Source organism: Desulfitobacterium chlororespirans DSM 11544 (assembly GCF_900143285.1).
In the GTDB taxonomy this organism is placed as follows: Bacteria; Bacillota; Desulfitobacteriia; order Desulfitobacteriales; family Desulfitobacteriaceae; genus Desulfitobacterium; species Desulfitobacterium chlororespirans.
Map to the genome: position 1 here is coordinate 169,619 of NZ_FRDN01000005.1, position 23,765 is coordinate 193,383.

Consider the following 23,765-nt stretch of genomic DNA (forward strand, 5'->3'; position numbering starts at 1 on the left):
TTGTTCCCTGTGTAAAAAACAAAAAATCTGCCACAATATATGTGACAGAAATGTGAATTTCTTTGATTTCTTGTACTTAATATACCATAAAATGAGAAAAATTTCAAGCCTTGTACTTAACTGGCTTTAGGTGTATTAAGTATATGAGGTGATTAAAATGGAACAGAAAAGTGTAACGGCACTGGTTAGCACATTTTCCAGGGCATACCATGCAGTGAACAATGAAGTGAAAATTTTTGATGACAGTATGGCAAGGCTATTCTTAAGCGAAGAAGAATACGGACAAATATCAAAGAATATGGCAGAAGGTATTGGTTTTTTTAATCCGTCCTTTAAAGGGACACCGGATGAGGCTCTAAGATGGGTAGTGGATAATCAACTATCCCCTTCACCCCTTGGCAGAGCGGCATTTACAGAAAAAGCACTTCAAGCTGCTGTGTCGAGCGGCGCAAGACAGTATTTGATTTTGGGTGCAGGGTATGACAGCTTTGCCTATCGCCAGCCTGCTTGGGCAAAGGGAATACAAATTTTTGAGATTGACCACCCAGCGACAGCAAAGGATAAAAGGGCGAAACTGGAGAATTCCAGGATAACAATACCCGATAATGTCCAATATATTGGGGCTGATTTTATGAAACAAGAATGGCAGACGGCCTTGACTCAAAACATTAAATTTAATAAAAACCAAATCAGCTTTTGCAGCATTTTGGGAGTTGCCTATTATCTTTCGGTTCAAACATTTGTAGATCTGATTTCTGCGCTCAGTGCGCTTTTACCTGTGGGTAGTTCTATTGTATTTGACTATCCTGATGAAAACAGCTACACCGACAAAGGGGGAGAACGGGCAAAAAAACAAGCGATGTTGGCAGCGACGGCCAATGAAAAAATGCTTGCCGGCTATTCTTATGAAGATATGGAAAATATATTTTCCTCCCATGGGTTCTTGATATATGAGCATCTAACACCTGGGGAAGTGACACGACAATATTTTGAAGCCTACAATCAGGCCAACCCTTTGCATCCGATGACGGCATTTGACAATGTAAATTATTGCCTTGCGGTAAGAAAATAAGCATAATTATCAGCTCGAAAAATCCTTTTCCACTATTGTTCCCAAAGGACATACTTTCTCGACAAGGGGAGGGTATGTCTTTTCTTATAGGGTAAAGCGCAGTATTATGGATTCAGCGTTTACTGAATCCAAATTATATAGACAACAAAAATTTTAGGAGGAGAATATTCATGGATATAAACAAATTTGCAACTCAGTACTGGAATCATATTGCTACGCAGAACGAAGAAGAATTACCAAAGTATTTTCATGAAGATGCCTGTATACGATGGCATAATACAAATGAGCAATTTAATGTCAAAGAATTTTTAAGAGCCAATTGTGATTATCCTGGAAGCTGGAGTGGCGAAGTTGAACGAATAGAACACGTTGGCAATAGTGTGATTACGGTTACACGTGTTTGGTCAAAAGAAGATTCCTTTCATGTGGCTTCATTTTTTGAGATGAGCGAAGATAAAATAAAGGGCCTGGACGAATACTGGGGTGATGATGGTACAGCTCCTCAATGGAGAATAGATAAAAATATAGGCAAGCCGATTCGATAAGCGAGAGTTTGTTTTGGCAAAAAAGAGCAAGATAACGCTCATCAGGCGTTAAATATTGTATACATGGTGTAAAAAGGTTGATACTTATAAGAAATGTAGGTAAATTAAAACCATGCCTCAGCAGGAGGAAAAACCTAGAGTATGGAGGATGGACATGATACGTTTAATTGAAAACGGTATATACCTTATTCAAGGTAAGCAAGCCTTAGAGGTAAAAGATACAAATGTTCTTTGGGATCTTAATGGTCAGACCGTTGATCCGGAGCAGCTTCTCAAGGAAGAATTCTCGGATCGTGAAATGGCCCGTAAAAATACCATGGCTTATCAGATTCTCTCCCGGCATAATACCTCCGGAAACATGGATGATCTGAAGATTCGCTTTGATGCCTTAACTTCTCATGATATCACTTATGTGGGGATTGTGCAGACGGCACGGGCCAGCGGCTTGAAGGAATTCCCGATTCCCTATGTGTTGACCAACTGTCATAACAGTTTGTCGGCAGTGGGTGGAACCATCAACGAAGATGATCATGTCTTCGGTTTGTCTGCAGCTCAAAAATACGGCGGTATCTATGTTCCTGCCCATCAAGCGGTCATCCATCAATATATGAGAGAGATGATGACAGGCTGCGGCAGCATGATTCTGGGCTCGGACAGCCATACCCGTTACGGTGCCTTTGGCACTATGGGAGTGGGGGAAGGCGGACCGGAGCTGGTTAAGCAGCTTCTCAGCAAAACCTATGATGTGAAATATCCCGGTGTCGTGGCCATCTATCTGGAAGGCAAACCCCGTCCTGGCGTAGGCCCCCAAGACGTGGCCCTGGCCATTATCGGAGCAGTCTTTAAGAATGGCTTTGTTAAAAATAAAGTCATGGAATTTGTGGGCCCCGGCATTGAGAATCTATCAGTGGACTTCCGCAGTGGTATTGATGTCATGACTACAGAAACCACTTGCTTAAGCTCCATTTGGACTACCGACGATCAAGTGAAGAAGTATTATGATATCCATGGCCGCAGTGAAGCTTATGCCAAGCTGGAGCCGGGAGAAGTGGCCTATTATGATGGTATGGTAGTGGTGGACTTAAGCAAAATCGTGCCCATGATCGCCATGCCTTTCCATCCCAGCAATACCTTTACCATTGCCGAGCTCAATGAGAACCCTTACGATATCCTTAAACAGGTGGAAGCAGAGGCAAGAAAACAGCTGGATAATCCCCGGATTAAGTTCAATCTGACGGAGCGGATCGTCAATGACCGGCTCCATGTGGATCAGGCCATCGTGGCAGGCTGTGCCGGCGGCAGCTTTGAAAACATTATGGATGTAGCCGCTATCCTGGACAGCCAATCGGTGGGGAACGACTACCTCTCCTTCAGCGTCTATCCTTCCAGTCAGCCCATTTATTACGAACTCATTAAGCGAGGCGCTATCGGCAAGCTGATGCAGGCAGGGACACTGATTAAGACAGCCTTCTGCGGTCCCTGCTTTGGGGCCGGGGATGTACCTGCCAACGGTCAATTCAGCATTCGTCATACCACAAGGAACTTTCCTAACCGGGAAGGCTCTAAACCCGGAGAACTGCAGATATCTTCAGTTGCCCTGATGGACGCACGTTCTATTGCCGCCACAGTGATTCGCGGTGGTCAGCTGACCCCGGCGACGGAGATTGATTTTACCCCCGCAGAAGCCGATTATGAATTTAATGCTGATATCTATGCCAAGAGAGTGTATCAAGGTTTCGGCAAACCCATACCTGAGTCTGAATTGAAGTTCGGCCCCAATATTGCCGACTGGCCGGAGATGATTGCCCTCCCCGAGAATATTCTCCTGAAATTTGCGGCTGTCATTCACGATCCCGTCACCACCACAGATGAGTTGATTCCTTCGGGAGAAACCTCCTCTTACCGTTCCAACCCTCTGCGGCTTGCGGAATTTACCCTTTCCCGGAAAGAACCTCACTATGTGGACCGTGCCAAAGAGGTTCAAGTTTTAGAGCAAGAACGCCGCGGCCTGGTGGCCGGTGCCAAGGGCCTGGCCGACCTAAGCGATGGTTTGCGCGGATTGGCAGAGCAAATCCTCCAAGCAGCACCTACTTATACTCATCTGCAGGAAGCCTTAGCCGCCACTGGGATCGGCACGGTGATCTATGCGGTGAAACCTGGGGATGGTTCGGCACGGGAGCAGGCTGCATCCTGTCAGAAGGTCTTGGGAGGATGGGCGAATATCGCTCAGGAGTACGCTACCAAGCGTTACCGGAGCAACCTGATCAATTGGGGAATGCTGCCCTTTACCTGGGATAGTGACCCTGAGATCGACTTCCATGTGGATGATGTACTTTTTGTCCCGGGGATTCGCCAGAGCATCATCAATGAAGCAGCCACTATCACGGGGCAGCTGTTTACTGCTCATGGGGTTAAAGAGGTTAAGCTCCAGCTCAATCCGCTGACTCAGGACGAGAGAGAGATTATCCTCCAGGGAAGCCTTATTAACTACTACGCCGCCAACTGAAGCTGCCTCATTCCGATGAGATAATAAAAAAACTATGCAGAGCCTGGTGAAATCCAGTCGTACTGCATAGTTTTTTCGTATATTAATCATCAAAAATGAAAAAATGGGTGCCAAATTCAATGCTCTACTGCTATAATGGTGAATGTGTATTGCACGTCCCATGTATTTTGTATATTTTAATCACGGAAAAGGAGCAGCGTTATCATGGATCAAATTGTTCATCATAATTTAGAGGTATCAGAATTAGTTGACATGGCCCTTGAGCGTGGAGAAGGTACTCTTGCTTCCAGTGGAGCATTTCGTGTAAGTACGGGGAAATATACAGGACGTTCCCCTCTCGATAAATTTATCGTCGATGAACCTTCGGTCCATGATCGGATCGATTGGGGCTCAGTGAATCGCCCTATTGCTCAGGAATACTTTGAGAAGCTTTATGATGAAGTCCAAGCCTATATAGAAGCTAAAGAAGAAGTGTTTGTTTTTGATGGTTTTGCCGGGGCAGATGAAGAATACCGCCTTCCCATCCGGGTCATCAATGAGTTCGCCTGGCAGAATCTCTTTGTACACCAACTTTTTATTCGCCCGACCCCAGAGGAATTAGATAACCATCAAGCCCAGTTTACAATTATTGCTGTCCCCAGTTTTAAAGCCGATCCGGAAGTCCATGGAACCCATTCCGAGGCCTTTATCATTTGCTCCTTCGAAAAGCGGGTGGTATTGATTGGGGGGACCCATTATGCCGGCGAGATGAAGAAATCCATCTTCAGCGTCATGAACTACTATTTGCCCTTAAGGGAAGTCATGCCCATGCATTGTTCGGCCAATATCGGTGCAGATGGGGATGTAGCCCTGTTCTTTGGTTTATCTGGAACGGGAAAGACCACTCTTTCCGCCGATCCGGAGCGCTGTTTAATCGGTGATGATGAGCATGGCTGGTCAAAAAACGGTGTCTTTAATTTTGAAGGGGGCTGCTATGCAAAATGCATCAACCTATCGGAAGAAAAAGAACCGCAGATTTGGCATGCCATTCGCTTTGGAACGGTTCTGGAGAACGTCGTTCTTCATCCGGATACCCGGATTGCCGATTATGACGATGCTACACTGACGGAGAATACACGGGCGGCTTATCCTATTGATTACATCGAAGGAGCCGTAATCCCTGGTGTAGGGGGACAGCCTAAGGTGATTGTTTTCCTCACTGCGGACGCCTTTGGGGTATTGCCTCCCATCGCCAAACTCACCAAGGAGCAAGCGATGTATCATTTCTTATCCGGATATACCTCCAAGCTGGCCGGAACTGAGCGGGGAATTACAGAGCCACAGGCTACTTTTTCCACCTGCTTTGGTGCGCCTTTCCTTCCTTTGGCGCCCCAAGTGTATGCGGAAATGCTGGGAGAGAGAATCAGCACCTATGGTACGCGGGTCTATCTGGTCAATACCGGTTGGTCCGGTGGCGCTTACGGAGTGGGCAAGCGTATTAAATTGGGCTATACCCGGGCGATGATTACGGCAGCCCTCCAAGGCACCTTGGAGCAGGCTGAATTCACCGCTGATCCGAATTTTGGTGTTCTGGTTCCTGACCATGTGGAAGGGGTGCCCAGTGAGGTTTTAAATCCAAGATTGACCTGGCAGAATAAAGAGGCTTATGATATCAATGCCAGGGAACTGGCTCAGCGCTTCCGAAAGAACTTCGAGCAATTTGCTCAGACTGCTGAAGAAATCCGCCAGGCAGGGCCGAAAGCTTAAGTAAGAAGCTCGTGAATGGTGTGGAGTTTTAATTATTCCAAAAGATAGAAGAAGAGGGATGCTGTGAAAGGTTATAAGATAGGAAGCTTTCTTTTAGTTCTCCTATTGGCAATATCGTTAATAGGCTGCGCAGACTTGGCGAATCCTAATCCTCAGAACGCTCAGGATCAGAGGAATGGCGTTAAAGAGAGGCAAAACCCCGGAAGTTCCTTGGGGAAAGATAACGCGGATACTAAGGCTTTGCAGGTAAGCTTTATCGATGTAGGTCAAGCCGATTCGGCCCTGATTCAGATTCCCAACGGCAAAAATATACTGATCGATGCCGGCAATAATGCCGATGCGGAGTTCTTAATCAAGTATCTCCAAGACCGGGGGATTGAGGAAATTCATATCCTGATTGGAACTCATCCTCATGAGGATCACATCGGAGGATTGGATAAGGTTATAGAGGAGTTTAAGATCGGGCAGGTGATTATGCCCAAGGTGACCAGCACTACCAGGACATTTGAGGATGTTTTGCTGGCTGTCCAGGAGAAAGGATTGAAAATCAAGGAAGGGAAGGCCGGAGTCCAGTTGGATTTAGGGCCGCCCGAGGAAGGTATGCCTGCCGTTTCAGCAGAAATCCTTGCCCCCATGTCCGGTAAATATGAGGACATGAACAATTACAGCATCGTCCTGCGCTTAGTCTATGGACCCCATGCCTTTCTCTTTACAGGAGATGCGGAAGATGTCTCGGAAAAAGAAATGCTGGCCTCTGGCGTAAATCTAAAGGCTGATGTCCTGAAAGTAGGTCATCACGGCAGTAAATCATCGACGACGAAAGATTTTCTCGCTGCTGTAGCTCCCAAGCATGCTATTATCTCTGTAGGGAAGGATAACAGCTATGGTCACCCAACAGAAACTGTTCTTAAACGGTTAAGCGATGCAGGGATTGGGATTTACAGAACCGATCAAGTCGGGACCATAACAGTGACTTCCAATGGTTCGACACTCACATTTGCCACAACAACCCATGAGGCTCAATAAGCCAAGAGAAAACTGCCTGAAGGATCTTTGCAGCTGAGAAAGGAGTTGCCTGAAAATGAAAGGAATTATCGATCGTTTTGAAGGTGAGTTTGCGGTGGTTGAACAAGAGGATCGGGTTATCATCAATGTTCCCCGTCATGTTCTGCCCAGAGAAGCGAAGGAAGGGGACATTTTGATTTTAAGCAATGGAGAGTATCAGATTGACCCTTCCGAAACGGCCAAAAGGAAAAAAAGAATTGAAGAATTAAGTCGAGAATTGTGGGAATAGATAATTTCTTAGGAGTTAAACAGAAAAAATTTAAAGATTTTCACAAAATCATCACAACCATCCTGTATAATGGTTTTGAGTTGTTTGTGTAATAGGAGGTAAGTATGCGGCCTGTGAAAATCAAGCTAGAGCCAAAAATCTGGATTGAATCCTTGAATAAATTACCATGGAAGTCTCCCAAAATGATTGGCGGAGCCTTAGCCGTCCTACTGGCTCTGGGAGGCGGAGGATATTATCTTAATACCACAGCTCCTGCGGCCTATGTAGTCGTTAATGGTGAAACGGTAGGTATTGTGGAAAGCGTCAACAGCGGAGAAAAGCTGCTGGAGCAAGTCCTTGAAGAAGAAGGAGCGGCTGTCGGAGAGATCGCCAAGACCCATGATCAAATCGAATATAATACGGCGCGAATTGATAATGGCTATACTCCCTTAACCAAAGAAGAGCTTAAAGGCAAACTATCCTATTTTATTGAAGCGGTGGAATTAAAAATCGCCGATCATCCCATGTTCACCTTAGCGAGCCAAACGGAAGCGGATAAGCTTTTAAAAGCCTACGAGGAAATGTACGTCAAAGAAGATGAGAACAATAAATTGACGGCGGTAACCTTTGAAGAAGAGGTTAAAATTCAAGATGTAGAAGCTTTGCCTGAAGCGATTACCACCGTGGCTGAAGCCTTGGAGGTGCTGAAACAGGGCAATGTGCAAAAAGAAGAGTATGTGGTGGAAGAAAACGATTCCTGGTGGTTGATCGCCCGCAAGAATGACTTGAAAACCGTGGAAGTCCTTGCCGCTAACCCCGGGGCAACCCTCGATACCATCATTAAGCCCGGAGAAAAGATCACGATTGAGAAGGTCAGCCCTTATCTTACCGTCGTCTTTGAGGGAACCAAGACGGCTACAGAAACCATACCCTTTGATGTGGAGACCAAGGTCGACAGTAAATTAGCCAGTGGTACATCGAAAGTTACCAAAGCCGGAGCCGACGGTGAAAAGGTTGTTACATACTCGTATGTGCAGAAGAATGATAAAATTGTCACAAGGACTATTGTGGATGAGAAAGTGACTAAGGAAGCGGTATCCCAAGTGGTGACTAAGGGACCTCAACGTGTTCAGGTAGCCAGCGCTTCCCGGGGTAGCGGTTTAGTGCCGGCCTTAGTAAGACCTTACGGAGGCTATGTCAGTTCCTATTATGGATACCGTGGCAGCGAATTCCATACGGGCATTGATTATGCAGGATCCACCGGTGATCCCTTTGTGGCTGCGGCCGCCGGGACAGTCGTCTCGGCAGGCAGGCAAGGCAACTATGGGAACTGCATTTTGGTTGACCATGGTAATGGCATCCAAACCCGTTATGCTCATGCTTCCAAAATACTGGTTAATGTGGGACAATCCGTTTCTCAGGGTGAGACCATTGGTTTGGTCGGTTCCACAGGCCGGTCCACAGGTTCCCACCTTCATTTTGAAATCATCGTCAATGGCGATACCGTAAATCCTGCCAACTACGTGAGATAATACGGAGTGTTAGTTGCTCGGAGGGAATATGACGAAGATTGAAAGGGTCTTAGCAATGATAGATGGGGAGGCGGTGGATAAGCTTCCCAAGGGGGAGTTTTTTGTTGAGGATGGCCTGGTTGCCGAACTTCTTCAACGGTCATCCTTCCCAAGCCCGCCGCCCCTTGACCTTGAGGCAAGGATTAAGGCCTGTGAATTATTAGGCCTTGATGCCCTTGTTTTTATGGCTGATCCCCAAAATCCGGGTAAACCATGGGCGGAACTGCAACATTGGCAAGAGGAAAGTGATTTTTTCCTCTTTGCTTTGCTTGACGGTCCTTTTCAGGGTGTGGGACATGGTTATGCCGATTTTACAGCTTTCCTAATGGATACAGTGAGGGATAAGGAAAAAATCGAAGAGCTTGTCAAGGAGTCGATGCAAAGGAGTCTGGAGCTGGGCAGGGAGGCTATCGCTGCCGGTGCTCAGGGGATTTTGATCGCAGATGATATCGCCTATAACCATGGACTATATATTTCCCCCCGGATTATGCGGGAGATATTTTTTCCGTATCTTAAGGAACTCCTGCAGAGTTTGAGCCGCACATCCCGGGAATTGGCAGGGAGAGAGCTGCCGATCTTCTTTCATTCAGATGGGGATATCCGGCTTATTCTCCAGGATTTAAAGGAAATGGGCTTTAAGGGGATTCATTCCTTGGAGTCTGTCATGGATCTTGCTGAAGTAAGAGAGGCAGTAGGCAGGGATATGTGTCTTATGGGCGGGTATGGGCTGGACTGGTTTGAGGCCGGAGGAGTCCCTAAGGTGAATGAATTACTAAGGACGGTCCTGCCTGGGAGCTATATCTTTGGCAGCAGTGCCGGAATCCTTGATGAGAATCTTTCCCCTGGGGCAGTCCTGGAGGTATATCGTTATGTTGATGGGCTAAAGTGTGTTTGATATATGAAGAAGACCATAGAAAGAGGGCTGACTTGCAGGATTGGAAGATCCTAAAGTCAGCCCTTTTTGGGTAAGTAATGATTAATTTCACTAGTTAAGAGTGGAAAGATTATCGATGACCTTGTCTAAGACTTTGATACAAACTGTTAAATCCTCGAGGTCGATCCCTTGAGTGGTTTCTTCGTTTGTTTTGTCTCCCATAGCCATAAGTCCATCTTTAAGATTTCTTCCGGTCTCCGTAAGATAAATGAGATTCGTCCGCCGATCATGAGGATGCCTGGTTCTGACCACCAGGTTATGTTTCTCCATGGTGTTGATGATTCTGGAAACGCTGGGCTCATCTTTATTGCTGCTCAGAGCTAAACTGTTTTGGGTCTGGCCGTCTTCGCGCCATAAATAGAGGAGTAATCTCCATTGTTCTATTGTAACTTCAAAATCATGTTCTCTGAAGTTGTGACTCAATCGCTGTGCAATAAGACGTGCTGCCTTATTCAGATGAAACCCGAACGATCTTGCGGTATATTCATGAAACGTTGGCATAATAAAACCTCACAATATTGTTCCTTATGGCTCTATCATACCTATTTTTTGTTGCATAAGCAAGTAACTTGTGAATAAATTCATAGAAAGTTAACATTTATTTTTTATATAGCATAAATAATAATATTTAATATAGCTAAAGATTAATATATTATTTTTTATAATTAGAATAAACCCTTTTTAATAATTTATAAAAGATTAGAATTAAATAGAAGAATAGGCGGATTGAAAGGCAACGAAGGCGAAGGAAAAGAGATCGTATATAAAAAGAACTCTGAGTCATGGCTCAAAGTTCTTCATTGACGATGTATGCTATAGATTACCAGTTGTTGCGCTTACGAGGGGTGTAGCAATCACGGCAATATACAGGTTTGTCACCCGTAGGTTGAAAAGGAACTGTAGTTTCTTTTCCGCAGGATGAACAAGTAGCTGGGAACATTTCCCGTTGTGGGCGGGAAGAATATCCACCACCACCGTTACGACTTTGAGCTTTTCTGGCAGAGCGGCAGGAAGGGCAACGGCCAGGCTCATTTGTAAAGCCTTTTTCTGCGTAGAATTCTTGCTCTGAAGCAGAGAAGACGAATTCAGCGCCACAATCTTTACAGGATAGAACTTTGTCTTCAAACATTTGAAAAAAACCTCCAAGATTTAAATTCCACCCGTCGTATGGGAAGTGTCCTGCTCCCCAAAGCCACAGGCAATCGAGAAGGTTTTCATCCACAAGAACTAACGAGTTTCTTCCATTATACCTAATCTTTGCAAGGTAGTCAATAATTGTATAGAATAGTTTCAATATAATCAATCTTTAAAATGACCTGATATATATTCGATTGTCACCTTTTTGGTATGATTTGGTGACAATTGGATACAGGGAGTGATATAATTATTAAGTTAATTATTAGAAACATTTTCTTTATTCAACCAAAAAGAGGTGCTGAAATTGGTCGATTTAGGCCATTATATCTGGGCTCAGCGAGTGGCGCGTAAAATCTCTCTGCGCAAACTTGCGGAGCTTGCCCGGCTGAGCCATACGGAGATTTATCGTTTGGAAAATGGGGAGCGGAAGCATCCCTCACCCTGCGTACTGAAATCGATTGCTCTCGCTCTGGATTTAAGCTATAACGAACTGATGAAAGTAGCGGGGTATCTGGAAGATAGTTCACTTAATGAAGGTCATCCACAAAAAATCGATTGTGGAGATCTTTCGCAAAATGAAATTGAGGAGGTGGAGAGGTTTATTGAATATCTGCGTTATAAGCGTGCCAAGACGCAATAAGACATAGATAGAAGGGTAGTGAAGTTTATTTGAATGTACTTTTAGAGAAATTAAAAGAAGTCTTAATATCTGTCGTCCCGATTATCATTCTTGTGTTGGTTCTAAATTTCACAATTATTCCCATGGAACCTTTATTGGTCTTCCGCTTTCTTCTCGGGGCATTATTGATCGTTTTGGGGTTGGCTATTTTCCTTTTTGGGGTGGATATAGGAATTAGTAAAATAGGTACTCTGATGGGAGGAGCGTTAACAAAGAGCAACAGATTGTGGATTGTTGTGGTGGCAGGCTTGCTCCTGGGATTTTTTATATCCATCGCTGAACCTGATCTGCATATTCTTGCCGGGCAAGTGGATATCGTTACTTCAGGGGTTATATCAAAGCTGAGTATTGTTGTTGTGGTTTCTATTGGCATTGCTGTTATGCTCACAAGCGGCTTAGTCCGAATAATATATAATATTCCGCTGTATAAATTACTCACGGTTCTCTATTTATTCATCCTCGGCCTGAGTTTTTTCACGTCCTCGGAATTTCTGGCCATTTCCTTTGATGCTTCCGGGGCAACTACCGGTGCCTTGACTGTACCTTTCATGCTGGCTCTGGCTTTGGGGGTCTCGTCCTTGAAAAAAGATGGCAAGGCTTCGGAAAAGGACAGCTTCGGTCTTGTAGCCGTTACTTCAACCGGTGCCATCATTGCCGTTATGATTATGAGCATCCTCTCCAAGCAGGATGAGATAACAGGGAGCCTTCAGGAATCCGTGCAGACCTCATCCTCTCTTTTGGCGCCATTTATTGACAAGCTTCCTGTCATAGCTTTTGAAATCTTCGTCGCCTTACTGCCCATTATCCTGCTGTTTTTTGTTTTTCAAAAAGTTTCCTTTAAAATATCGCCAAAGGCTTACCGCAAAGTATTAAAGGGGTTGGTGTATACTTTTGTCGGTTTGGTTCTGTTTCTGACAGGGGTTAATGCGGGTTTTATGGAGGTTGGCAGCAGAATTGGCTATAATGTGGCCCTTTTAGATAATAAATGGATCATTATCGCTATCGGCTTTATTCTCGGCCTGGTGGTCATTTTGGCAGAGCCTGCAGTTTATGTCTTGACACATCAAATAGAAGATGTTACAAGTGGATATGTAAAGAGGCCGGTTGTTTTGATAGCACTTTCCATTGGCGTCGCTTTTGCGGTTTCATTATCGATGATTCGAATCCTGATCCCAGGACTTCAGCTGTGGCATTTCCTTTTGCCGGGTTATGTGGTCTCCATTCTTATGATGTATTTCGTGCCGAAATTATTTGTGGGCATGGCTTTTGATGCGGGGGGAGTCGCCTCCGGGCCCATGACGGCAACCTTTATCCTGGCTTTTGCTCAAGGTGCAGCCGAGGCTATCGAAGGGGCTAATGTCATGGTGGATGGTTTCGGAGTAATTGCCATGGTTGCCATGACTCCGATTATCGCTTTACAAACTTTAGGTTTTATTTTTAAAATGAAATCGGTAAAGGAAGGATTAAAGGAAAATGAAGCTTAGCTCTGATGGAAAGGAATTTGAGTTAATTTGCTTCGTCGTCAATTTTGGCGTTGGCAGCAAAGTAATCAAACTTGCCAAACAGTGTGGAATATCCGGAGGAACGATTTTCTTAGGGCGAGGCACGGTCAATAATCCGATTCTAAAGTTTTTGGATTTGACGGATATCCGCAAAGAAATTGTGCTGATGCTCGGAGAAAAAAGCACAGCTGAGTACGCTTTAGAAGTGATTAATGAAAAATTGGCGCTGCATAAACCGAATCACGGCATTGCCTTTACATGTATGGTGAGGGGCTATGTCGGCCGCCAGTTTTCCTTTCGCAGTGAACAAGAAAGTCGAGGTGCAGAAATTCCTATGTATCACGCCATTTATACCGTAGTGGACAGAGGTAAGGCTGAAGAAGTCATGGAGGCAGCGACGCAGGCCGGCTCAAGAGGCGGAACCATCATCAATGCCCGCGGCTCAGGAATTCACGAGACCCATACCTTGTTCTCCATGGCTATCGAACCGGAAAAAGAAATTGTCATGATCTTAGCAGAAAGCAAAACCACAGAGGCTATTGTCACTGCTATACGCAATGAACTTCATATTAATGAACCGGGGAACGGGATCATTTTTGTTCTCGATGTGACTCAGACTTATGGATTAAGGCAGTAGCTGCCGGCATAGTATGTGAGCAAGGGCTTTCAGCTGAAGCGTCAGGCTTTAGCTGAAAGCCCTATTATTGTCAGAGCAGGGTTTGACAAAGTATGGAATCCGTATTACATTTAAACTAAACCCATCTGAATTCTTAAGCTTGGAGTGTTAAAGGAATGAAAATATCAACAAAAGGCAGATACGGGCTGCGGGCATTACTGGATTTGGCCGTTCATTCCCGAGGAGAACATGTGCCCCTTTCGAATATTGCTGAACGACAAAATATCTCTGAGAACTATTTAGAGCAGGTTTTTTCCGCATTGCGCAAGGCGGGGATCATTAATAGTGTGAAAGGTGCTCAAGGCGGTTATGTCTTAGCGGACAGAGTGGCTGAGATTAAAGTCGGCACGATTCTCAGAGTCCTGGAAGGAGACTTATCCGTTGCCAATGAAGAACTGCCTCAAGAAGGTGGGGTAAGCATCCAGGAGTGTATTCAAGTTAAGGTGTGGGATCAGATGACTGAGCGCATTAATGAATTGGTGGATTCGCTGACCTTAGAGGATCTTGTTCACGAATATAATGTGATGAGCGGCCATAGCGGTATCATGTACTATATCTAAAGCAACAGCCTTCTGAGCTTTTTCAGAAGGTTGTTCTTTATTCTTTTCTTGAAAACTGTTAGAATATAGATTAAATAAATAATAAAAAATTATATAATACATCAGGTTTTTCTATTGACAAAAGGGGTCAATGAACTTAAACTTTATTTAAAGTATAGTAAACATATTAGATTACTTTAGGGAATGCGTCAGATTGAGGATAAAGGAGCGATATGATGAGCGAGAGACAATTAAAATTTGATACCCTACAGGTCCATGGGGGGCAAACAGCCGATCCCACCACAGGTTCAAGGGCTGTACCCATTTACCAGACTTCATCCTACGTCTTTGATAATGCGGAACATGCGGCCAATTTATTTGGCTTAAAAGAAACCGGAAATATCTATACACGGATTATGAATCCGACTACCGATGTTTTCGAGCAGCGGATCGCGGCTTTGGAAGGTGGAATTGGGGCCTTAGCCGTCGCTTCGGGTTCGGCTGCAGTTACCTATGCCATTTTAAATATTGCCGGAGTGGGAGATGAGATTGTCTCGGCCAGTACCCTTTATGGAGGAACCTACAATCTTTTTTCGACAACCTTGCCTAAGCTGGGGGTCAAGACGGTGTTCGTCCATCCTGATGATCCGGAGAATTTTCGAAAAGCGGTTACTGAAAAGACGAAGGCTCTCTATATTGAAACCATAGGCAATCCAGGTATTAATCTTATCGATATTGAGGCTGTGGCTCAGATCGCTCATGATTATGGAGTGCCCCTAATCGTTGATAATACCTTTGGTACACCTTATCTGATTCGCCCGTTTGAGTTTGGGGCGGATATTGTAGTCCACTCAGCTACCAAGTTCATCGGGGGACACGGAACCTCCATCGGTGGGGTTATTGTGGATTCAGGAAAATTTGATTGGGCCGGCAGCGGCCGATTCCCAGGCTTAACTGAGCCGGATGCCAGCTACCATGGCTTAAACTATGCGGAAGCATTGGGACCGGCAGCCTATATCACTAAGGCCAGGGTACAGCTCTTACGGGATACGGGAGCAGCCTTGAGTCCATTTAATTCCTTCTTGTTCCTCCAAGGACTGGAGACCCTTTCCCTTCGGGTGGAAAGGCATGTGGCCAATACGAAAAAAGTCGTGGATTTCTTAAGCGATCATCCCCAGGTGGCCTGGGTAAACTATCCCAGTCTTAAAGAGAGTAAATACTATGAACTCGCTCAAAAATATCTCCCCAAAGGTGCGGGTTCCATCTTTACCTTTGGTATTAAAGGCGGGATCGAGGCCGGTAAGAAGTTCATTGACAGCCTGGAAATCTTCTCCTTACTGGCTAATGTAGCCGATGCCAAGTCCCTGGTCATTCATCCTGCCAGCACCACTCATGCTCAGTTATCGGAAGAGGATCTGGTTGCGGCAGGAGTTACCCCGGATATGGTCAGGCTCTCGATTGGTATAGAAGATGCAGAGGATCTCATCTATGATCTCGAGCAGGCCCTAAGAAAAGCCGCCGGCTGAGCATAGGAAGTGTATTCTTCATGATTCTTGAATAAGGAAAGAAATTGCCCCTGTGCAAATCTGTAAAGGAAGATATACCCTTTCAGAAAGACACAGGGGCGTTCCTTATGATTGGCAATGATGCTGAATTTAAAGTATCAGGGTGAAATAAGAAAAGGCGGAAACCAGGACAGAAGCGACGAGCATAGCGAGGAGGGGACGCAGGGCTCTGGAACGCAGGCTGGCTAAATGAACATTAAGCCCCAATCCAACCATGGCGGCAGCCATTAAAAAGGAGGAGAGGGAGGCAATGGCATTCAAGACGTCTGTGGGTAGAGGGAGATAGGTGCCAATGAGGCTGGTTAAGATGAAACCTAACAGAAACCAGGGAAAGGAGGCTCCCTGGGTGGAGTCTTCAGTTGCTTTGGTTTGGCGGCGCACCCACCAAAGCAGAATGAAGCTTACGGGAATAAGGAGGAAGACTCTTGCCAATTTAGCCAGTAAGGAGGCGGTCAAGGCATCGGCTCCCACTGAATTGGCTGCTGCCGCCGCATGAGCAATCTCATGTAAGGTGATCCCGCTCCAGGTTCCGTATTGGAGGGCGGTTAAGCCCAGATAGGGATAAAGCAGGGTATAGGCGAGGGTAAAAAGGGTACCGATTAAGGCGATGATACCCACCCCGATCGCGGTATCCTCGTCCTTTGCTTTGAGGATAGGAGCAACCGCGGCAATAGCCGCCGCCCCGCAGATACCGGTCCCAATGCCCAGGAGAAGGGACAATTGCATATCACCCTTAAGCCACCTAGACACCAAAAGGGTGGTCAAGACGGCGATGACAATGGTGAAGATCCCCTGAAACAAAAGGGAGGGGCCTTGCTGCAGGACCAGATGGATATTCAGGCGAAAGCCATAAAGGATAATTGCAAAGCGCAAAATTTTCTGAGCGGTAAACTGGATGCCGGGGCGGCATTTTTCTGGATAGCCTAAAGTATTGCGATAAAGAACGGCTATAAAAATCGCACAAAGCATGGCGCCAATTTTGCTGATGCCGGGTAGGTTAGCTATTCCCGTAGCAAAGGCAGCAACTCCCATAGTGAAAAGTAGTCCTGGCAGGAAGGGAGCGATCGGGAATTTAGCTGAGGGAAATTTTCTTTCTGTTCTTTCGACTGGATTATTTATGATGGCCATGGTATCCTCCTAAGGTAAATATTTAAACGCATTAAAAAACGTATCTCTACTTTAACCTTGGCAAGGAACTAAACGCAATCCGGATTTGTTATACTATACATAGCGAATGATTATAAACAGGAGGTAGTCCCATTGATAATCGAAACCTTAGAAATTTTCAGGAAAGTAGCAGAAGAAAAAAGCTTTTCCAAAGCTGCCGAAGATCTCTTCCTTTCCCAACCGGCCGTCAGCTCACACATTCGCAATTTGGAGAATGAGTTTGGAACAAAGCTCATTTACCGTTCCTCAAAGCATGTTGATCTGACTCCGGCTGGAGAAATCCTCTATGAGCAGGCTTGCAGAATCATCAATCAATACCAGGAGACCAAAGAAAAAATTAACCAGATTCAAAGCATTGTTTCCGGAAATCTCCGCATTGGCGCGAGCTTTACGATTGGGGAATATATTCTGCCGGAATTGGTCAGTCAAACGGCCAGAAGGTATCCCAATCTCAATATTAATGTCACCATCGGGAATACGGAAGAGATTGCCCAAGGATTAAGGCAGAACCGTTTGGATGTAGCTTTAGTCGAGGGTAAGATCACCGGTAAGGAGTTTGTTCTGGAGCCTTTTATGGTGGATGAAATGGTTTTGATTGCTCTGCCAAGTCACCCTTTGGCAAAAATAAAAGGGGTCACTGCTCAGGATCTTGAGGATCAGGTTTGGATTTTACGGGAAACGGGTTCCGGAACCCGTGAGTTCAGTGATCGCTTTATCGAAACACTAAAGATTCCGGTAAAGCATTCTTATGGATTCAGCAGCAACACAGGGGTTAAGGCAGCGGTTCTGAGCGGGCTGGGAATCGCTTTAGTATCAAAGCTGATTATTCAAAAAGAGATTAAGGCGGGAGAAATAGCCATTATACCCCTGGAAGAAAACTTGCCCCGCCTGTCACGGGAGTTTCTTATTGCGAGAGGCCAGCAAACTTATTTTACGAAAGCTTCAGAGGCCTTTCTGATGGAATTAAGCCATTACAGCCAGGATACTCATGAGAACAGTCTTCAGTTAAATTTATATTGACAGCAGACCAGGTAAAGGATTACAATAAAAACAACAAAACAAATATGAATACTAGGAATAACGAGACGGTATAGGGAACAGTGCAGGAAGCAGAGCTTAATTTTATATTTAAGGAGGTTACCCACATGTCGAAAATCGCCAGGAGTTTAACTGACCTAATTGGCAATACCCCATTATTAGAACTTTCCAATTATAACAAGACCCATGAATTAGAGGCTAAGGTCATAGCAAAACTTGAATACTTTAACCCTCTTTCCAGCGTCAAAGACAGAATTGGCTACGCTATGATCAAAGACGCGGAAGAGAAAGGATTGCTTAATAAAGATACGGTCATTATTGAGCCCACCAGTGGCAATACAGGAATTGCCCTGGCTTTTGTATCCGCTGCCCGTGGCTATCGCTTGATTTTAACCATGCCTGAAACCATGAGCGTGGAAAGAAGGAACCTTCTCAAGGCTTTGGGAGCGGAGCTGGTGCTGACTCCAGGACCGGCCGGTATGAAAGGAGCTATTCAAAAAGCTGAGGAATTAGCTGCTGAATATCAGAATTCCTTTATACCCCAACAGTTCAACAATCCGGCTAACCCGGAAATTCATAGGACAACCACTGCTGAAGAAATCTGGAGAGATACAGATGGAGAAGTGGACATCTTTGTGGCCGGAGTAGGCACTGGCGGAACGGTAACCGGTGTGGGTGAGGCCTTAAAGAAGAAGAAACCGGGGGTAAAAGTTATCGCTGTGGAACCGGCAGATTCACCGGTGCTGTCGGGAGGAACTCCCGGAGCTCATAAGATTCAGGGCATTGGCGCCGGATTTGTACCCGGTGTTTATAACTCAGAAGTCATCGATGAAATTTTCCAGGTCAAAAATGAGGAAGCTTTTGAGACCTCTCGAAAACTTTCGAAGACTGAAGGTCTGCTGGTTGGGATTTCCTCAGGTGCGGCGGCTTATGCGGCCACCCAAATCGCCAAGAGACCGGAAAATAAAGGAAAGAATATCGTTGTTCTGCTCCCGGATACGGGGGAAAGATATCTCTCCACGGTCTTATTCCAGGAAGGTTGAGAAGGTGAAGGGGATTTGTCAATTTCTTTCACATAATGTTAACATTTTGTTTACAGTTTCTTCACCTGTAGTTTAAGGTGTTGTGATAGTATACAAGTAACGACATTCTTCTCCTACCTTTTATATAGACAAGAGGTAACTCTTGTCAAAGCTGAACCGTCTCTTTCAGGCGGTTTTTTCTTTTATTAATCTTTTCTTAAATCTTGAGCAGTTTATTTGATTTTTTTTCGATAAAACGCTATGATAATTCGGAAGAGAGGACTAGCTGACAGATTGGTTTTCTATGAGATGGTTTAGGGGGTTAAACTTTGGAAGTGTTACAGACCGTGTTGGACTTTTTTATTCACTTGGACAGTCATATTGGTGAAATCATAGCTTCTTATGGAGTGTGGACATATCTCATTCTTTTTCTGATTATCTTTGCTGAAACAGGGTTGGTCGTGACCCCATTTCTGCCCGGAGATTCTTTGATCTTTGTGGTAGGCACTTTCGCAGCCAGCGGTGCCTTGGATGTGTGGATTTTGTTCTTCTTACTGCTGGCGGCTGCTGTCATCGGGGATACGGTGAATTATGAGGTCGGCCGTTTCTTAGGGCCGAAAGTATTCTCCAAAGAAATGCGTTTCCTTAACCATGAGAATCTGATGAAGACCCAAAGGTTTTATGAAAAGCATGGGGGTAAGACCATTATCATTGCCCGCTTTCTGCCGATTATTCGCACCTTCGCCCCCTTTGTGGCAGGTGTTGGCACCATGAAATACCTGAGGTTCTTGGCTTATAATTTCGTAGGAGCCTTATTGTGGGTTACGGTAGCTCTTTGCGCAGGTTATTTCTTTGGCAATCTGCCTTTTGTAAAGGATAATTTTACCTTGGTGATCTTTGCGATCATTGGCATATCGGCTGTTCCCGCTGTTTATGCCTATATTAAGAATTGGCTGCAGGGGAGAAACCAGCGCAAAGTAAGCACGAATAATGAATCGAACTAAAAAAGGATTTTGCCGCTCTGAAATAGAAGAAGGAATTAACACTGGTTAATAGTGTTAATTCCTTTATTTTTTCCTGGGAATAAGATAAGAGGAGGGGCATGATGATGAGCAGTGCGAAACCGGTACAATCCTTGGCTGTCATCACTTTGACTTTTCTGATGATCGCCGGTTCGCTAGGATTATCCTCAGGAATGACCAAGGAAGAGCTGGAGTATCGCCCCCTGACCTTGAGCGAGGTAACAAAGCTTTTTGCTCAGAAAGGGCTTAAGCTTGAAGCGGTGGCGGGAGAAGGATTTGAGGATACGGTGCTGTTCGGCATTGAACCTGAGATATTTCGCATCCATGGCTCTGAGGATTTAGTATTGATCTACCCCTTTTCCTCCCATAGGGAACGGGAACAGCTGGCCGGGCATTATTGGAGATTTAACGATGAAATGATGGCGATGTTTTTACCTTACAGTCAGTTTTTTCAGACCCTGACGGCGAAGAATATGTTCATCGTTTACTGCCCTTTGCTGTACATAGAAAGCTTAAAGACGATGGGGCCGGACTATGCTTCCTATGTACAACGCTCAAAAGCGATCAGGGAATTGGTGCTGAGAGACTTAAATGGCGGGAAGACGCTGGTTTTCCGTGGAGAGGGTCAATACTGGATGGTTGAGATAGTGCTTGACTGCTTTGGCCAATTTTATAAAGATGACCATGGTATGGGGTATGAGAGCTGGAGTGAAGCGAGTGCCATAGCCAAGTATAAGGGGGACCCTGGGCAAATAAAATCTTTCAGCTATACTCTTGAAGGGACTTATGGCAGTTACAGTGGAACACGGCAGACTCTGAGTCCTGATGGCCTGGTCAGGCTGGGCAGAGGGAACGGTCTGGTAGGAAAGGCTGAAGACAAGCATAGTTTCAGTATACAATGGAACGGTCAGGCAGAAGCCTTTGACCTGGAAGCAGATCCTTTCGGAATGATACGACTTCCTTATTAAGAGGGGATAGCTTGGCGATACCTTGTATTGGCAATGGTTTGTGGGATATAATATAAAGAAATTTTTCTGCGCAGTGAGCGGTAAGACAGAAAGTCCACGGCTTTCATCCCAGGAAGAGGGCGCTGTGGACTATTATATCAGGGGGTTTGGAGTTATGAATTTGCCTTTAGTGGGGTTAAAGGATGAACGGAGTATGATCAGGGTGGGGGATACGATTATCGGAGCCCGTGAGATCGTGCTGATGGCCGGTCCCTGTGCCGTGGAATCCGGAGAACAGATGCGGGCCGCTGCCCAAGGGGTCAAAGCAGCCGGCGGCAAGATTTTAAGAGGGGGAGTCTATAAGCCCCGTACTTCTCCCTATAGCTTCCAGGGCTTAGGGGAAGAAGGAATAGACTATCTGCGGGAAGCTGCAGCAGAATATGGACTTCTTACCGTAACGGAGGTTATGGATGAACGCAGCCTGGACGTGCTGGTGGATAAAGTGGATATTCTGCAGGTAGGGTCTCGCAATATGCAAAACTTCCATCTCCTTAAGCTTTTGGGGGAGATAAGAAACCCGGTGATTCTAAAGCGGGGCCTGGCGGCCACGGTAGAGGAATGGCTTTCAGCTGCAGAATATATCTTAAGCGGCGGGAATGCTCAGGTGATTCTTTGCGAGCGGGGGATTCGCACCTTTGAGCCCAGCACCCGCAATACCCTGGACCTCAGTGCGGTGAGCCTGGTGAAAGTGCTTTCCCATCTGCCGGTCATTGTGGATCCCAGCCATGCGGCCGGGAGGGTGGATATCATTCCTGCTTTAGCCAAGGCTGCTGTAGCGGTAGGAGCCGATGGGCTGCTGATTGAAGTCCATCCCCATCCTGAGGAAGCCCAAAGCGACGGGATGCAATCCCTGACTCCGGAGCAGTTTAGCCGGCTCGCCGCAGAGCTCCGGCCCATCGCTCAAAGCGTCGGGCGGAGTATGGCTCATCCTCAAGAAGTCTGATCCCATGATGGAAAAAGGAAGAAGATCCTGAAAATAAAATATTGAACCTTAAGCAAGGGGGATCGAGAGCGCGTTAAGGCGGCTCCCGGTCTCCCTTGCTCACATTTTATATAAAAACCATTTGCATGTATGAAGTTCATACTTCAGCTCATAAATCTTAAGAAGTCCGTTGCTGATACTTTGACAGCGAAAAATAAGCATGGGATTGCCGGCCAGTTTTTCTTCGGATTTCGAGATGATTTTGTCGACGGCAATGACGACAGGGCTATCTTCGAAGTGAGCCTTGAATTTAAGGGGCCGGGGCATGCCCTCTTGATTGAAATGAGCGATCATCTCCAGGGGCTGCATCATTACCTTCACGAAAAGCGCTCCCTTCTTTTTAGAGCTAAAGCAGGCTGGTCATGGCCGGATACTCCTCTTCAGCGATGACTCCCCCAGTCATGGACTTAAGGCCGGAGTGGAGATAAGAGGAGCGCATAATAGCCTGAGAGCCAAAGCGCTGGCGAATTATATCGACAGCCTGGTCCACTTTTCGATCCCGCTCGTAATCTTTAGTGAAAAAGGAAAACTGCAGGAAATCGTTTTGACAAAGCTCAGAGGCCCGGACTCCCAGATGTCTCAGCGGCTGATCTTTCCATAATTCGTCAAAGAGCTGGCAGGCAATCTCCCATAGCTCATTAGTACAGTCGGTAGCATGGGAGAGTTGGCGTTGATGGGAATAGGAGAGGAATTCATGGGTTCGAAAGGAAATGGATATCAGCCGGGCAAAGTATTGATCATGCCTTAAGCGGGCGCTGACGGTTTCCACAAGGGAGAGGAGAACCAGGTGAGCCTCTCTGCGGTTCTTCACATCGAAGGATGTGGTGGTGGAATTGCCCATGCCTTTGACCGCTACCCGTCCGCCCCGGCGAACGGGGGAGTTTTCAATGCCGTGAGCATAATTCCAAATCAGCAGGCCGTGACTTTTCATGATCGCTTTCAAAAGGCGAGGGTCGGTGTGTGCCAGCTCCCCGATGGTTTTGATATTGCGGGAGAGCAGCTGGCGGGTGGTTGCCCTTCCGACCATGAAGAGTTCCCCGACGGGTAAGGGCCACATTTTATCAGCAATCTCTTCAGGGAATAAGGTATGGACTTGGTCGGGCTTTTGGAGTTCGGAAGCCATCTTTGCCAACAGTTTATTGGTGGAAATGCCGATATTTACGGTAAAGCCCAGCTCGTTCCTGATTCGATCCTTGATTTTATAAGCGGTAGCCAGTGGATCGCCAAAGAGAAGGTCCATGGCGGTGAAGTCCAGAAAATATTCGTCCACGGAAAACTGTTGGATTAGAGGAGAATAGTCTCTTAAAATAAGACTTAGAGCTTCGCTGCACTGACGGAAGAGGAGATAATTAGGCCTGGCGATGATCAGGTCCGGACATTTGGCGAGGGCGGAGTATAAAGTCTCCCCGGTTTTAATAGCATATTTCTTAGCCGGGATCGACTTGGCCAGAACGATCCCGTGCCGGGTCAAAGGATCGCCGCCGACTACGGAAGGGACAGTCCTTAAATCCAGAGGATCTCCTTGCTGAAGGCGATAGACGGCTTCCCAGGAAAGGTAGGCTGAGTTAACATCAATATGAAAAATGATCGATTTGCTCAAGATCCAATCACCACCTATGTAGAAAAACCATATTCATATTGAAGCGCTCTTTGTGAATGGAGTGGGAGACCAGGGTCTGCGCTATCTATTATAATAGAATATATGTTCTGTATCAATAGAAACAAATATTCTATTATTGTCATAAAATACCTCTATTACCGAATTAAAGTGAGTGATTTGGT

The 23,765-nt window shown here is 45.8% G+C and carries 23 protein-coding genes; 18 read left to right on the top strand and 5 right to left on the bottom strand.

The window, feature by feature from the left end; translation table 11 throughout:
* Positions 1-157 precede the first annotated feature (157 nt).
* From BUA14_RS06700 to BUA14_RS06735, 8 genes are all read left to right on the top strand, one after another.
* The gene (locus BUA14_RS06700; protein ID WP_072771893.1) at positions 158-1,072 is read left to right on the top strand and encodes a class I SAM-dependent methyltransferase; all 915 of its coding nucleotides are present in this window, start codon (positions 158-160) and stop codon (positions 1,070-1,072) included.
* 170 nt (positions 1,073-1,242) lie between these two features.
* Complete coding sequence (locus tag BUA14_RS06705; RefSeq protein WP_072771894.1) at positions 1,243-1,617, top strand: nuclear transport factor 2 family protein; 375 nt, start codon at positions 1,243-1,245, stop codon at positions 1,615-1,617.
* Between the two features lie 154 nt (positions 1,618-1,771).
* A complete protein-coding gene (locus BUA14_RS06710; RefSeq protein WP_072771895.1) occupies positions 1,772-4,123 on the top strand; it encodes a hydratase in 2,352 nt (783 codons plus the stop codon).
* A 204-nt stretch (positions 4,124-4,327) separates the two neighbouring features.
* Complete coding sequence (pckA, locus tag BUA14_RS06715; RefSeq protein WP_072771896.1) at positions 4,328-5,869, top strand: phosphoenolpyruvate carboxykinase (ATP); 1,542 nt, start codon at positions 4,328-4,330, stop codon at positions 5,867-5,869.
* 63 nt (positions 5,870-5,932) lie between these two features.
* Positions 5,933-6,895: a ComEC/Rec2 family competence protein gene (locus BUA14_RS06720; RefSeq protein ID WP_072771897.1), complete on the top strand. Its 963-nt coding sequence runs from the start codon at positions 5,933-5,935 to the stop codon at positions 6,893-6,895.
* A gap of 55 nt (positions 6,896-6,950) precedes the next feature.
* On the top strand, positions 6,951-7,163 hold the full coding sequence (locus BUA14_RS06725; protein WP_072771898.1) for a DUF3006 domain-containing protein: 213 nt from the start codon (positions 6,951-6,953) through the stop codon (positions 7,161-7,163).
* A 104-nt stretch (positions 7,164-7,267) separates the two neighbouring features.
* A complete protein-coding gene (locus BUA14_RS06730) occupies positions 7,268-8,674 on the top strand; it encodes a peptidoglycan DD-metalloendopeptidase family protein (protein WP_072771899.1) in 1,407 nt (468 codons plus the stop codon).
* A gap of 28 nt (positions 8,675-8,702) precedes the next feature.
* The gene (locus BUA14_RS06735) at positions 8,703-9,608 is read left to right on the top strand and encodes a uroporphyrinogen decarboxylase family protein (RefSeq protein ID WP_072771900.1); all 906 of its coding nucleotides are present in this window, start codon (positions 8,703-8,705) and stop codon (positions 9,606-9,608) included.
* A gap of 90 nt (positions 9,609-9,698) precedes the next feature.
* Here the strand turns inward: BUA14_RS06735 and BUA14_RS06740 are convergent, their stop codons facing one another.
* Positions 9,699-10,148 (bottom strand): MarR family winged helix-turn-helix transcriptional regulator, encoded by a 450-nt coding sequence (locus tag BUA14_RS06740; RefSeq protein ID WP_072771901.1) that lies wholly within the window; start codon positions 10,146-10,148, stop codon positions 9,699-9,701.
* 319 nt (positions 10,149-10,467) lie between these two features.
* Entirely contained in the window at positions 10,468-10,776 is a 309-nt protein-coding gene (locus BUA14_RS06745; protein WP_072771902.1) for a zinc-ribbon domain containing protein, read from the bottom strand.
* Between the two features lie 312 nt (positions 10,777-11,088).
* Between BUA14_RS06745 and BUA14_RS06750 the strand changes: the two genes are divergently transcribed.
* The 5 genes from BUA14_RS06750 (at position 11,089) to BUA14_RS06770 (ending at position 15,706) form a co-directional block, all read left to right on the top strand.
* Complete coding sequence (locus BUA14_RS06750; protein WP_072771903.1) at positions 11,089-11,424, top strand: helix-turn-helix domain-containing protein; 336 nt, start codon at positions 11,089-11,091, stop codon at positions 11,422-11,424.
* A gap of 29 nt (positions 11,425-11,453) precedes the next feature.
* Positions 11,454-12,947, top strand: coding sequence for a DUF1538 domain-containing protein (locus BUA14_RS06755; protein ID WP_072771904.1), 1,494 nt, complete (start codon positions 11,454-11,456; stop codon positions 12,945-12,947).
* On the top strand, positions 12,937-13,602 hold the full coding sequence (locus BUA14_RS06760) for a P-II family nitrogen regulator (protein ID WP_072771905.1): 666 nt from the start codon (positions 12,937-12,939) through the stop codon (positions 13,600-13,602). Before BUA14_RS06755 ends, BUA14_RS06760 begins: the two co-directional genes overlap by 11 nt.
* 155 nt (positions 13,603-13,757) lie before the next feature.
* Positions 13,758-14,201, top strand: coding sequence for an RrF2 family transcriptional regulator (locus BUA14_RS06765; protein WP_072771906.1), 444 nt, complete (start codon positions 13,758-13,760; stop codon positions 14,199-14,201).
* A 215-nt stretch (positions 14,202-14,416) separates the two neighbouring features.
* Positions 14,417-15,706 carry a homocysteine synthase gene (locus BUA14_RS06770; RefSeq protein WP_072771907.1) on the top strand — a complete coding sequence of 430 codons (1,290 nt, stop codon included), beginning with the start codon at positions 14,417-14,419 and terminating at the stop codon, positions 15,704-15,706.
* A 129-nt stretch (positions 15,707-15,835) separates the two neighbouring features.
* Here the strand turns inward: BUA14_RS06770 and BUA14_RS06775 are convergent, their stop codons facing one another.
* Positions 15,836-16,873: a YeiH family protein gene (locus BUA14_RS06775; protein WP_072771908.1), complete on the bottom strand. Its 1,038-nt coding sequence runs from the start codon at positions 16,871-16,873 to the stop codon at positions 15,836-15,838.
* Between the two features lie 132 nt (positions 16,874-17,005).
* On the opposite strand from BUA14_RS06775, the gene BUA14_RS06780 reads away from it, so the two are divergent.
* The 5 genes from BUA14_RS06780 (at position 17,006) to aroF (ending at position 21,944) form a co-directional block, all read left to right on the top strand.
* Positions 17,006-17,932, top strand: coding sequence for a LysR family transcriptional regulator (locus BUA14_RS06780; protein ID WP_072771909.1), 927 nt, complete (start codon positions 17,006-17,008; stop codon positions 17,930-17,932).
* Between the two features lie 125 nt (positions 17,933-18,057).
* Positions 18,058-18,993: a cysteine synthase A gene (cysK, locus tag BUA14_RS06785; protein WP_072771910.1), complete on the top strand. Its 936-nt coding sequence runs from the start codon at positions 18,058-18,060 to the stop codon at positions 18,991-18,993.
* Positions 18,994-19,301: 308 nt separating this feature from the next.
* Positions 19,302-19,976 (top strand): DedA family protein, encoded by a 675-nt coding sequence (locus BUA14_RS06790; protein ID WP_072771911.1) that lies wholly within the window; start codon positions 19,302-19,304, stop codon positions 19,974-19,976.
* 98 nt (positions 19,977-20,074) lie between these two features.
* On the top strand, positions 20,075-20,962 hold the full coding sequence (locus tag BUA14_RS06795; protein ID WP_143153437.1) for a hypothetical protein: 888 nt from the start codon (positions 20,075-20,077) through the stop codon (positions 20,960-20,962).
* Between the two features lie 22 nt (positions 20,963-20,984).
* Complete coding sequence (aroF, locus tag BUA14_RS06800) at positions 20,985-21,944, top strand: 3-deoxy-7-phosphoheptulonate synthase (protein WP_072771912.1); 960 nt, start codon at positions 20,985-20,987, stop codon at positions 21,942-21,944.
* Between the two features lie 99 nt (positions 21,945-22,043).
* Here the strand turns inward: aroF and BUA14_RS06805 are convergent, their stop codons facing one another.
* Together BUA14_RS06805 and BUA14_RS06810 are read right to left on the bottom strand one after the other, a co-directional pair.
* Positions 22,044-22,304 (bottom strand): hypothetical protein, encoded by a 261-nt coding sequence (locus BUA14_RS06805; RefSeq protein ID WP_072771913.1) that lies wholly within the window; start codon positions 22,302-22,304, stop codon positions 22,044-22,046.
* Positions 22,305-22,329: 25 nt separating this feature from the next.
* The gene (locus tag BUA14_RS06810) at positions 22,330-23,583 is read right to left on the bottom strand and encodes a DNA polymerase Y family protein (RefSeq protein ID WP_072771914.1); all 1,254 of its coding nucleotides are present in this window, start codon (positions 23,581-23,583) and stop codon (positions 22,330-22,332) included.
* Positions 23,584-23,765: the final 182 nt, after the last annotated feature.